Source organism: Pseudomonas sp. GM49 (assembly GCF_000282355.1).
GTDB lineage: Bacteria > Pseudomonadota > Gammaproteobacteria > Pseudomonadales > Pseudomonadaceae > Aquipseudomonas.
The window spans coordinates 1-12,309 of the sequence record NZ_AKJL01000200.1 but is presented as its reverse complement, the minus strand read 5'-3'; the positions used below and the strand labels follow the sequence as shown (position 1 = coordinate 12,309).

The 12,309-nt window shown below is 61.0% G+C and carries 11 protein-coding genes; 3 read left to right on the top strand and 8 right to left on the bottom strand.

Going from position 1 to position 12,309, the window contains the following annotated elements:
* From PMI29_RS11250 to PMI29_RS11270, 5 genes are all read right to left on the bottom strand, one after another.
* On the bottom strand, positions 1-1,444 hold a 1,444-nt coding region (locus tag PMI29_RS11250; RefSeq protein ID WP_007999808.1), incomplete at its 3' end, for an amidohydrolase.
* Between the two features lie 18 nt (positions 1,445-1,462).
* On the bottom strand, positions 1,463-3,259 hold the full coding sequence (locus tag PMI29_RS11255) for an amidohydrolase (RefSeq protein ID WP_007999807.1): 1,797 nt from the start codon (positions 3,257-3,259) through the stop codon (positions 1,463-1,465).
* Between the two features lie 201 nt (positions 3,260-3,460).
* Positions 3,461-4,480 (bottom strand): helix-turn-helix transcriptional regulator, encoded by a 1,020-nt coding sequence (locus tag PMI29_RS11260; RefSeq protein ID WP_007999806.1) that lies wholly within the window; start codon positions 4,478-4,480, stop codon positions 3,461-3,463.
* 87 nt (positions 4,481-4,567) lie between these two features.
* Entirely contained in the window at positions 4,568-5,410 is an 843-nt protein-coding gene (locus PMI29_RS11265) for a nitrilase family protein (protein WP_007999805.1), read from the bottom strand.
* Positions 5,407-6,906, bottom strand: coding sequence for a purine-cytosine permease family protein (locus tag PMI29_RS11270; RefSeq protein ID WP_007999804.1), 1,500 nt, complete (start codon positions 6,904-6,906; stop codon positions 5,407-5,409). Before PMI29_RS11270 ends, PMI29_RS11265 begins: the two co-directional genes overlap by 4 nt.
* A 199-nt stretch (positions 6,907-7,105) precedes the next feature.
* Between PMI29_RS11270 and PMI29_RS11275 the strand changes: the two genes are divergently transcribed.
* Entirely contained in the window at positions 7,106-8,008 is a 903-nt protein-coding gene (locus tag PMI29_RS11275; RefSeq protein WP_007999803.1) for a LysR family transcriptional regulator, read from the top strand.
* Between the two features lie 92 nt (positions 8,009-8,100).
* Here the strand turns inward: PMI29_RS11275 and PMI29_RS11280 are convergent, their stop codons facing one another.
* Both PMI29_RS11280 and ggt read right to left on the bottom strand, forming a co-directional pair.
* The gene (locus tag PMI29_RS11280; protein ID WP_007999802.1) at positions 8,101-8,634 is read right to left on the bottom strand and encodes a cysteine hydrolase family protein; all 534 of its coding nucleotides are present in this window, start codon (positions 8,632-8,634) and stop codon (positions 8,101-8,103) included.
* Between the two features lie 69 nt (positions 8,635-8,703).
* The gene (gene ggt, locus PMI29_RS11285) at positions 8,704-10,431 is read right to left on the bottom strand and encodes a gamma-glutamyltransferase (protein ID WP_007999801.1); all 1,728 of its coding nucleotides are present in this window, start codon (positions 10,429-10,431) and stop codon (positions 8,704-8,706) included.
* A gap of 136 nt (positions 10,432-10,567) precedes the next feature.
* Here ggt and PMI29_RS11290 point away from each other — a divergent pair, with 136 nt between their 5' ends.
* Complete coding sequence (locus PMI29_RS11290; protein ID WP_007999800.1) at positions 10,568-11,080, top strand: methylated-DNA--[protein]-cysteine S-methyltransferase; 513 nt, start codon at positions 10,568-10,570, stop codon at positions 11,078-11,080.
* On the opposite strand, the gene PMI29_RS11295 is transcribed toward PMI29_RS11290, so the two are convergent.
* Positions 11,081-11,674, bottom strand: coding sequence for an NUDIX domain-containing protein (locus PMI29_RS11295; RefSeq protein ID WP_007999799.1), 594 nt, complete (start codon positions 11,672-11,674; stop codon positions 11,081-11,083).
* A gap of 166 nt (positions 11,675-11,840) precedes the next feature.
* Here PMI29_RS11295 and PMI29_RS0130265 point away from each other — a divergent pair, with 166 nt between their 5' ends.
* Complete coding sequence (locus PMI29_RS0130265; protein WP_033052504.1) at positions 11,841-12,266, top strand: GNAT family N-acetyltransferase; 426 nt, start codon at positions 11,841-11,843, stop codon at positions 12,264-12,266.
* The last annotated feature ends 43 nt before the right edge of the window (positions 12,267-12,309 follow it).

Sequence of the window (12,309 nt, the reverse complement as noted above, 5' to 3'; positions counted from 1 at the left end):
CCGGCCAGTCGCTGCCGCCGGCAATCACGGCACCGGCGTCATGCAGCGACCGGGCGGGATACTGGTAACCGTAGGCGAAAGCGCTGATGTAGGGTTTGACCAGTTCGACGGTGTAGGTCTCGCCGGTGGCCCACAGCAGTTGCATGGAGGCGATCACCCCCAGTTGCTTGAAGCGTGCAAACTCCTTGGGATTGACCAGTTGCAAGTGAGCGATGCTGTGCGGCACCGGCGTCGGATTGAGCTTGCGCGCATAGGCTACGCCATTGAGCGACTCACGCACGGCACGGTCGCCGACCGCATGCATGTGCACGATCCAGCCACGTTTTTCCGCCGCCACCACCAACTCACCGAAGTGCGCCGGATCGATCAGCAGCTGACCATTCTTGTGGCTGTTCTTGAACGGCACGATGACCGCGGCGGTCTGCCCCGGAAATTCGAGAATGCCATCCGTGAACACCTTGATGCCGGGGAATGTCAGGTTGGGAACGCCTTCGAACTGCTTCATCACCGTGGCGATCACTTCCAGATCGGCCGGGCGGCTCTTCGGGTTGGTGACCATCAATGCCGCGACGTGAGCACTGAGTTCACCGTTCTGCGCCAGCTCCTTGTACAGCGGCAGCACGCCGACACTTTCCGTGGTGGCCTTGAAATCGAACAGCGAATCCTCACTGCCGCCGTTCGCCGCAGCATCCATCCAGGCGGTGATGCCGTATTGATTGTTGACCCTCACCGCCTCGCGAGCGGCCTTGAGCATGGTCTCCGGGCTGGGCGCGGGGATCCCGCTGCGCACCACGTCCCAGCGGGATTCGGCAAAGTAGCCATTGGGGGTGAAGTCCTGTTCATGGCCGACGTAACCGCGGTCTTTTTCCGGCAGGCTCTTGACCAGTGCCGCGTCTATATTCAGGCGCTTGAGCATCGCGTTGTTGGCCCAACCGGTGTGGCCGTCGATGCCGCTGAAGACGATGGGCTGATCGGCCCAACGCCCCTGATTGAACACTTTGCCGAGTTCACGGCTTTTTTCCCAATAGGCCGAACTGACCCCGGCGACGCTGATCACATCACCGGCCCTGGCACGGCCGGCCTTGTCCTCTTCGATCAACCATTGCTCCAGTACCGGCAAGGGTTTGACCTCGTCCAGCAGGTTGGCTTTCATGTTGTCGAAAGCGCCCACGATCGGGTGGCTGTGGGTGTCGATCATGCCTGGCATCAGCACCTTGCCCGCCAGGTCGATACGCTGGGTCCCGGCATCGGCCAGGGCGTTGATTTCGGCATTACTGCCCACTTTCAGAATCTTGCCGTCTTGTACCGCAACAGCCTGCACCAGCGCCTGGCCGGGTTCGGCGGTAAAGACCTTGCCGTTGAACAACACCAGGTCGGCGGCGGCCATCGCTTGCACCGACGATAACGCCAGCGCGGCGGCCAACAGGTTTGGAATGAATCGCATCGGAACGCTCTCTAATTTTTATGGGGCGGATCGGGAAGTAACAGCTTGGGAAACTACCTGTGGCGCAAGCCCCAGGAACGGCGCCTTGGCCCACACGACCTTGCCGCCGACCAGCGTCAGCAGCACGTCGTTGCGACCCAACTCCTCTTCGGGCACCTGCATGAAGTTCTTGTCCAGCACGATCAGGTCAGCGAACTTGCCGACTTCGACCGAACCCACCACCGCGTCCAGCTTCAGCTGTTCGGCGGCATTGAGGGTGATGCTGCGCAGCACTTCGGCTCGCGACAGCGCCGGATCGGCGTTGAGTCGCCCGGCATACTTGGGGCCATAGCTGTGCGGGTTGCTGGGGTCGCCGGAACGGGTAACGCCAACCTTCAAGGCGAGGAACTCATCCAGCGGATCGACCGGCCAATCGCTGCCAAACGCCACCCGGCCGCCGGCATGGGCGATGCTGCCCGAGGGTTCCATGCGCTCGAATCGCTCGGCACCGAGGTGATCGCTGGTGCCGTCGACCGTGGACGGTGCCTGCTGGGCCCACTGGAACGACATGGTGGCCGTGACGTCCAGTGCCTTGAAGCGCGAATAGTCAGCCGGATCGACAGACTCGGCGTGAGCGATGGCCGGGCGGAAATGATTGCCCGGCAGTTGCTCGCGCACGTAGGCAACGCTGTCCAGTGCATCCCGCACCGCGCGCTCGCCGGTGGCGTGCAGGTGCGGATCGAACCCGGCCTTGACCGCCTCCAGCAACAACGGATTGAGCACTTGCGGCGGGAAGTACAGTTCGCCCAGGTTTTTGCCCGGTGTCCACTTCGGCGCCTTGTCAGTGCCGCTGTTGTGCAGGTACGGGGTCAACATGGCACCGGTGTCCGCCGGGGCATTGATGATGCCGTCCATGAACAGTTTGACGTGGCGCATGTTCACACCCGGTGCGACTTTCACTTCGCCCTGGTCGTAGGTATTGGCCAGTGCCTTGGCCTCGGCGATGGTTTTCGCCGGGTCGGCGGCAGCGGCGGCCGGGTCCAGCTTGATCGCCAGCAAGGCCCGGGCGGTCAATTCACCGGACTTTTGCAGGCTGCTGAAGCCCTTGCCGTTTTCCGGGCCGGACAATGCGTCGAAGAAACTGGTGATGCCCTGTTGGCGCATGGCGTCGAGGGCAGCTCGCAGCTGGTTGAGTTTTTCCGCGTCGGTAGCGGGCGGCACCACGGCGGCCATCGACTCGGCGGCTCCGTCCTCGCAGATGCCGTTCGGGTTGCCGGCGCTGTCACGTCGGTACTTGCCGTCTTCGGGGTCCTTGGTCTGCTGGTTGATGCCGGCCATTTCCAGGCCACGGGAATTGGCCAGCACGGTATGAAAATCGGTGGAGCGGACCTGGATCGGCCGTTTGGTCTTGAGCGCATCCAGGGTCGATTTGTCGGGGTCGCCGTCGAGCCCGGTCATGCCCATGCGATCCCAACTGCCCACTTCCAGCCAGACATCCGGGCCCTTGTCCTTCTCGGCATCGAGACAGGCCTGGATGCTCGCCTGGAACTGCTTGCGGGTCATCGCCTGGTACTTCAGATCGCACAAGGTCATGGCGCGACCGCCGTCCCCCGGGTGCATGTGCGCATCTACGAAGCCCGGCATCAGCATGCGCCCGGCCAGGTCGATCAGTTGTGTTTGCTTGCCGATGTAGCCGTCGACCCCGGCATCGTTGCCCACGTAGACAATCTTGCCGCCGGAAATCGCGATGGCCTGTTGCACGGAATCCTGGCCATCGACGGTGTAGACGTAGCCATTGCGCATGACCGTGTCGGCGGGCGTCGCGCCCAATGCCATGCAGGAAAATGCCGTTGTCGACGCAACGGCGATGAACAACCTGGAAAGTCTCAAATGCCTCACCCCTGTTCTTATTGTTTTGAAGCGGCCCGAAGCGACTGCACAAGCCCTTGATAGACAGGGCATACCCTATAGGGCGCAGCGCTCGAATGGACCTCTGCAAATGAGGAGGGGTGAGGCAAATAATTGAAACGGCGGGGATTAATCCCGACGCACGGACTCCGCCAGCGCACCCGGCGAACGCAGGACGGAGCCCAGCTCCACCTTGCTTTTCACACCGAGCTGCAAGTAGCAGTTACGCAAATAGGTGCGCACGGTCGCGGGGCTCAGGGCGAGGAGTTTGGCGATCTCTTTGTAGGAGTGGCCGGCGGCGAACAGCATCGCTGCGGTGCGTTCCCGTGGCGCCAGGCCGTCCCCGCCAGACGGTGCCTCGAGGGAAAGGATGACGTGTTCGGCGTTGGGGCTGAGGGTCAGGGCGCAGCGGCCCAGACGAATCACACAGGGGGCTTTGGACAATTGCGCAATGACGTCGGCCGGCAGTGTCGAACCGCTCCAGCCGGGCAGTTCGCGCTGAATCGCGGCACACAACCGGGCGCCGACATAGAGCAGGCTGCCGTCCATGCGCGCGATCCCGGAGTCGCTCGCACCATTGTCGGTGTCGAAGCGGATCATGTCCTGCACCTGAAACCGCCACAGCTGGAACAGGTGATCGCAGTAAGCCGCAAACAGCTCGCCTTCCGTTTCATTGAATGCCTGCTCATGCTCACCACGGTACAGGCAGACAAAGAACATCAAGCCGCTTTCAGGCAGTTCGAAGGTGATGCACATCAAATGAAACAGGTCGTGACGCCGGGCGAAGTCGTTGACCGCTTCGCAGGGGTCATTGAAACCGCTGTCGCGCAACACCTCGCCGGGTTGATTCAAGGTGGTATGGGAGAATTTGTCGTTGGCCGCTACCGGATGCCATTCGGCGGCAAAGGATTCGGGCAGGTTGATGCGTCCGTGCATCCAGCTTTGCGGGGTGGTGTTGCTCGGTGGCGACATCTCGCCCCACCACGCAGAGGTGAAAGGCACCAGTTGAGCGAATGTTTGCAGGCCATCGGCGATGAACCGCGACGCCCCGCTTTCCCGTGCCAGCCGCCCCAGGTGCAACACGCAATGATTGAACGCCTTCAGCGTGGCCAGCGACCTGTTGTCGTCAACCTGGTTTCCCCCCTCCATTTTTGCGATCCCGTTCACTGCATGGTCTGTTGCCTTGACGATGCCATAGGCTCGGGAATGGCGTCCAGCTCGCCGTGACATCAACGGTTACAAACTGCTGTTCAATCCGTACAACTGTGGTCTGCGGTCCTGATGCAGGTCGTTGCGGGCGCTGATGCGCTTGTTGCGCGCTTCGGCGAGGTTCAGCGTCGCCAGCAAAATCTGCTCGCCGCCCTGCTCCGCCGGCCCGGCCAAGGGGTAACCGTCAGCATCGACGATGACCGACCCTTGCACCCAGCCAACCCCGCGTTCATGACCATAGCGATCGCATGCTGCAATGAACATGCGGTTCACCGAAGCATTGGCCTGCACCCGCAAGACTTCCGCCGGGCGCTCGGTTTGCGGCCGCGGACCGTCGGGCCAGTTGACCGGCGCGCACAGCAGATCGGCCCCGGCCAGTGCCGGCAGTCGCACCCACTCGGGAAACTCCAGGTCGTAGCAAATCAGCATGCCGAGCCGCCCATGAACCGTCTCGACCACCGGTGGCGCGGCATCGCCGGCGCTGAAGATTTCTTTTTCGGCATCCCACAGATGCGCCTTGCGGTACACCGCACGCAGCCCATTGGCGTCGATCATCGCCGCGCTGTTGGCCAGCTCATCACCGGGCAGGCGCTCGCAGAATCCGCCGACTATCACCAGATTCAGCTCACGGGCCAGGGCCTGCCAGAGTTGCAAGGTCGGGCCATCAGTGGTTTCCGCCAGGGTCAGTGCTTCGTCGCGGTCGGCAAACAGATAGCCGCTCTGCACCAGCTCAGGCAGCACTACGATTTGCGCACCCTGGTACGCCGCCTGACGAATCGCGCGCTCGGTGAGCGTGCGGTTGAAGGCCAGGTCACCTATTTTCGGTGCCAATTGGCAGCAGGCGACCACAGTATTTTTTACGCTGTTCAACGCCCTGCCTCCGCAGATGAATGAGTCATGGCGACGATGTCGCTTTCGCTCAGCGCGTCGATCACCCGGCGCTCGGCGGCCAGATCAATCGAGCGGCTGAGCAGGTAATAGGTCAGCCCCGACACCACCAGGCCCACCAGCCAGGCGATGTCCACGCCTTCGAGCACCCGCGCCAGCGGGCCGACGAAAACCTCTTTGCCGGCGGCGGCATCGAAGATGTAGAAGAACGGCACCATGGCGGCGAAGCCGATCAGGTACGAGGCAATGCCGCGAAATTGCCAGGCGCCGTAGATGCCCTTCGGTGTGAAGAAATGCGGGATCGCATAGCGGCCCTTGCGCACTAAGAAGTAGTCGACCAGGTTGACGGCGGTCCACGGCACCAGGAAGTACAGCAACAACACAAGGAAGGTGTTCAACAGCGCGATGCCGTCACCTTTGATCGACAGCACGCAGGTCAACAGAATCACGCTGATCACACTGATCGACAGCACGCGGGCGCGGGGTGTCGGGGTGATTTTCTTGATCGAGTCGACACCGGTCAGCAGCGTCAGCATGGCGCTGTAGGTGTTGAGCGCGACGATCGGCAGGAAGCCCGCCACCGAGACGATCACCAGCAGATTGCCCAACCCCGGTACCATCGAGGAACCGACCTGATTCAACGCCACCAGCGCATCCGCTGCTTTCAACTGCTGCGCCAGCCAGGCGCCGAGGCCGATCATCCAGCTGCCGGACAACGAGGCCCCGATGAACACCGCCGCGATCAGTTTCGCCCGGCTGGTGTTTTTCGGCAGGTAACGGGAATAGTCGGACACGTAGGGCGCATAGGAAATGTTGTAGCTGGCACCGATGGCGAACAGCGTGGCGAAGGCCACCCAGTTGAAGCCCAGATTGGTCGCCGGCGTGACGCCTTCCTGACCCGCACCGAACATCAAAGCGATGGTCACCAGTGCGTACAGCGGCAAGGTCGCCAGCAAGGCCCACTTGAAGGCCTTGTGCATCAGGTCGTGGCCGTAGATCGACAACATTGCGCCGATCAGCACCACCGCGACGGCGACTATGGTCGGGTCGATGCCAAACACATGTTCAAGGCCGTTCATGATCAGCGAGATATTCACCACGTTGAAACCGACGAACACAAACATGGTCGCCATCAACGCCAGGATCACCCCGCGATAACCGAACTGGGCGCGGGACTGGATCATCTGCGGCAGGCCCATTTCCGGGCCCTGGGAGCCGTGGAACGCCATGAAAATGGTGCCGAACATGATGCCCAGGGCACCGGCGAGCATGGTCCACAACGCCGACAAACCGAGGCTCGGGCCGACAAAACCGATGGAGATGGTGAAGAAGTGGAAATTGCCGAGAAACCAGAACGGTCCCTGGCTGCTGAGTTTGGCGTGGCGTTCGCTTTGCGGAATGTAATCGATCGAGTGGCCTTCGATGGCCAACCCGCCACTCGACTCGGCGGCGCGCGCAGACACTGGGGAACCTGACATACGATTGTTCCTATGCTGTTGTTTGTTGTTTTTGTGGGTACAGCGCTCGCTACGACGTCCAGTTCAGGTGAAACTCCAGAAAAAGCTGACGATGACGCTGGTTTCACGGCAATGTAGGGCGTGAGTTCGGGCAATAAAATATCGCAGGCACACTGTTCACATAGATCAAAACCTATGTAAGCGAAAATCGGGAGCCCCCATGCTGGGAACTGTATCGGAGCTGGATCTGCGTCTGATCCGGGTATTTTTGACCGTCGTTGAGGCCGGCGGCATTTCGGCGGCACAAACCGCCCTCAACACCACGCAGCCCACAATCAGCGCGCAGTTGGCGACGCTGGAAGCCCGGGTCGGTTTCCGCCTGTGCGAACGCGGGCGCGGCGGGTTTTCCGTAACGCCCAAAGGTACGCAGTTCATCGAGGCGGCCCGACGCTTGCTGGCGGCGGCCGAGGGTTTTCGGGTCGAGGTGCAGCACATCAACCGCAAAGTCTCGGGCAGCATCAACATCGGCCTGCTGGGGCAAATCGATCCGGTGGCGAACAGGAAAATCGGCTTGGCCATTGCCCGTTTGCGGGCTCGGCACGAGGGGCTGTACTTCCATTTCACCGAGCTGTCGTCGTCCCTGCTGGAAGAGAAAATCATCAACGGCCATATCGACCTGGCCATCGGTTACTTCTGGCACCGCTTGCCCAGCATCGATTATTTCCCGCTGTTCCCGGAAACCCAGATCGCCTACTGCGCGCCCTCGCATCCGTTGTTCGGGCAAGTCGGCGCACTGACCCGTGAAGATGTCAGCGGATTCGACTGGGTCTGGCCGAGCCATCCGCTGCCGGAAATGCCGGCCCCCACGTCAATTGAACGCCTGACCGTGCTCACCGACAGCATGGACGGCGCGGCCCTGCTGATTCTGTCAGGCCAGCATTTGGGGTTTCTGCCGCAGCACTATGCGACCCGCCATGAACAGCTGGGGCAACTGCACCCACTGAACCCGGATCTGCTGCGCTATGAGGTGAGCTTTCATGCGGCGGTGCGGCATTCGGCTCGTCAGCGCGATCTGGTGAGTGCGTTCCTGAATGAGTTGATCGAGATTTTCGAAGCGGTGTAGGTCCTGCTCGCGATAGCGGTGGGTCAGCCAACATCAATGCTGGCTGTAACGCCATCGCGAGCAAGCTCGCTCCCACAGGGAAATATGGTGGATTAGAGTTGAATATCCTTGGCCGGTATCACATCAATCCGCGCCACGGAACCGGTCAGGCGCTTCAGGTCCTTGTTGTGCTCGGCAATGATGTCTTCGGCGCTGAGGTTGCCGTTGTCGACCGTGGAATGGGCGTCGCCCGCCAGGACCACGTCGTAGCCCAGTTTCAGGGCCTGGCGCACGGTGGCATTGACGCAATAATCGGTTTGCAGTCCGCAGATGACCAGGCGCTCGAAGTCCTGCACCGGCAATAGTTTTTGCAGGTTGGTCTGGTAGAACGAATCCTGTGTGGTCTTGCGCACGCGATGATCCTTGGGCGAGGTTTCCAGCCCTTCGGCCAGTTGCCAGCCAGCAGCTTCATGCGCCAGCGGACTGTCCGCTTCTTCGTGCTGGACCAGCACCACCGGAACGCCGGCCTTGCGCGCCCGGGCCGAGAGATCGTTGATCGTATCGATGACACGCCCGATCTCGAAGCACGCGTACTCACCGGAACACAAAGCCTGCTGAACGTCGATGATTAACAACGCAGTGGTCATGATTTCCTTCCTTGATGTGTCGAGGAATCAGGGGACGAACATAAGCCCGTCCCCTTGCGGATACAACCCTCAATAACCCAGCGACAACCCGGTGTTACGCCGTGGGTCGTTCGCCCCGTAAAAACGGTTCTTGCCCACCGGCTTGCCACCCAGGGACGGCGCGCCGACCAGGATCGCCGCCAGATGGTTGGCGTCCTGTGGACCGGTAAACTTGTGCCCCCAGCTTTCGAGGATTTTCACCGTATCCGGGCTGGTGGTGAAGGCTTCCAGGTTGGTTTCCTCCGGCAGCCACTGCTGGTGGAAACGCGGCGCATCCACCGCTTCCTGGATGTTCATGCCGTAGTCGATCACGTTGAGCATGGTCAGCAAGGTCGCGGTGATGATGCGGCTGCCACCCGGCGTACCGACCACCATCACCACTTTGCCGTCCTTGGTGACGATGGTCGGGCTCATGGACGACAGCGGCGCCTTGCCGGGCGCGATGGCGTTGGCCTCGCCCTGCACCAGGCCGTACATGTTCGGCACGCCGATTTTCGAGGTGAAGTCGTCCATTTCATCGTTGAGGATGACCCCGGTCTTGCTCGCCATCACACCGGCACCGAACCAGTCGTTGAGGGTGTAGGTCACCGACACCGCGTTGCCCCATTTGTCGACGATGGAGTAATGGGTGGTGTTGTTGCCTTCATGGGGCGCTACGCCCGGCTTGAGTTCACTGGATACCGCGGCTTTTTGTGGCTTGATCGCTTCGCGAAGCTTGGTTGCGTAGTTTTTATCCAGCAGGTGGGCGATCGGGTTCTTCACGAAATCCGGGTCGCCCAGGTAGCTGTTGCGGTCCACATAGGCGTGGCGCATCGCCTCGATCTGATAGTGCATGCCCTGGGCCGAGTGGTAGCCCAGATCCTTCATCGGATAGCCTTCGAGGATGTTCATGATCTCGCAGATCACCACGCCGCCGGAGCTCGGTGGCGGTGCGGAAACGACGTGATAGCCACGGTAGTCGCACTCGATGGGCGCCAGTTCGCGGGTCTTGTATTTGTCGAGGTCGGCCTGGGTGATGATGCCCTTGTTGGCCTGGCTGGAGGTGACGATAGCGTCGGCCACCCAGCCTTTATAGAAACCGTCGGTGCCTTTCTCGGAGATCTCCCGCAAGGTCTTGCTCAGGTCCTTTTGCACCAGTTTCTGGCCGACCTGCATCGGCTCGCCGTTATGGAGAAAGATCGAGCCGGAATCCTTCATGTCCTTCTTGAACATGTCAGTGGCGTAGTCCAGCAGATCGACATCCCCCTGCTCCAGCACGAAACCGTCTTCGGCCAGCTTGATGGCCGGGGCGATGATTTCCTTGCGCGGCTTGGTGCCGTACTTGGACAGCGCCAGTTCCATGCCCGAAACGGTGCCCGGCACACCTACGGCCAAATGGCCACGGGTACTCAAATCGGGAACGACGTTGCCCTCCTTGTCCAGGTACATGTTGGCGGTAGCGGCCAGCGGGGCCTTTTCGCGGAAGTCGAGGAAGGTCTTGCGCCCGTCCGCCAGTTGAATGGTCATGAAACCGCCGCCACCGAGGTTACCAGCCGCGGGGTACACCACCGCCAGCGCATAGCCGACCGCGACCGCCGCATCGACAGCATTGCCGCCGTTCTTGAGCACATCCACGCCCACGTGGCTGGCCAGGTGCTGGGCCGTGACCACCATGCCGTTTTCTCCCGTAGCCGGGGCCACGGAGGCGGCGTGAGCAGTCAGACAGCTGAGTGCCAATGAGGTCGCAATCAGCGATTTGGCAAAAGGTTCATACTTCATGAGTCGGTCTCTTCTTGTTATTTCATAGGAAAACGCTTCAAAAGCCGTAGCCAAGTATGGTCGGGATTACGTATTGCGCCTCCCCGTCAAGACAGTATCCTTAACGCCTGTTCAGCCATTTCGTGCGAGCCCTGGCATGACCTATACCTGCACCACCGTGGCTTCACCTGTCGGCCAGTTGAAGCTGGTCGCGAACGGTTCACGACTGGCGGCTATCCTCTGGGAAAACGACAAACCCGGTCGGGTGCGCCTCGGACCGATGCGCGAAGCGCCGGACAACCCGATCCTGGTGCGCACGGCTGCGCAGCTGGGCGAATATTTTTCCGGCACCCGCGATCGCTTCGAACTGGAACTGGATTTTGCCGGCACGGAATTTCAGAAGAAGGTCTGGGCGGCGCTGCTGACCATCCCGTTCGGTGAGACCCGCAGCTACAGCCAGATCGCCGAGCAGATCGGCAACCCGGCAGCGGTCAGGGCGGTGGGCGCGGCGAATGGCAAGAACCCGATATCGATCGTGGCGCCGTGTCACCGGGTGATCGGCGCGTCGGGCAAGCTGACCGGGTTTGCCGGGGGGCTTGAGGCGAAGGAGCTGTTGCTGACGCTGGAGGGTGGGCAATGGCCCGGCACGGCACGCCTGCCAGGCTTTTGATCATGCTTGGGGGAACAGATTTTTCATCGCCGCATACTGCAACAGCATGATGGTCTTGGCGTCGCAGATCTCGCCGCGGTAAAACGCTTCGAGCGCGTCGTCGAAACGCCATTCCAGCACTTCCAGTTCCTCGGTTTCCGCCTCCAGCCCACCACCGTCGCTGACCTTGGAGGCCGCATCGTACTCAGCGATGAAGAAGTGCAGTTTTTCCGTCACCGAACCGGGGCTCATGTACGCCTCGAACACCTTCTGCACATGGTGCACGCGGTAACCCGTCTCTTCCTCCGCCTCATCGCGGATGCGGTCTTCGGGTGCCGCGCCTTCCAGCAGCCCCGCCGCCACTTCGATCAACAGCCCATCGTGGCCATTGACGAACACCGGCAGGCGAAATTGCCGGGTCAGTACCACGGTTCTCTTTTCGCGGTTGTACAACAGAATCGCCGCGCCGTTGCCACGGTCGTAGACCTCTCGCGTCTGGCGTTGCCACTCGCCGTTGTTGCGGCGGTAATCGAAGGTGATTTTCCTGAGCAGGTACCAGTCGTGGGACAACACCTGAGACTCAAGGATGTTGACCCGCTCGGCTGTGTTCGACATGACAACGCGTCCTGTTACTTGTCTGAGGGTCCACATGTTAAATGAAAACGAACAGCGCTTGCCCCCTCAAGCAAGCTGCGCGTTGACGACGGTTAAACTTTTCCGGGGATGGATCAATCGTCGAGACCGGGATAGGCTGCGGTTTCAATGCCATATGGATATAGCCATGAACCTGCGTATCGAACTGTCGCAAAACCCCACGGAAGAACAACGCCAGGCGATCCTCAAGCCATTGCGCGCGTACAACGGCTCGAAGGCCGAAGGTAACGTGCCTGAGCACATCGCCTTGCTGGTGCGCGACGACAACGACGAAATCCTCGGCGGCCTGCATGGCCGATTTTTTTACCAGTGGCTGTACATTGACTTGCTGGTGGTGCCGGAACAGGCGCGGGGACAGGGCATGGGCTCGAAGCTGATGCAGATGGCCGAGGACCTGGCGCGGGAACGGCGCTGCGTCGGGCTGTGGCTCGACACCTTTGAATTCCAGGCACCGGAGTTCTACAAGAAATGCGGCTATAGCGAGATCGGGCACATTGCCGACTATCCGCCGGGCCATAAGCACTTCTTCTTCCAGAAGCGCCTGATTTATTGATCAACACAAAACCAATGTGGGAGCGGGCTTGCTCGCGAAGGCG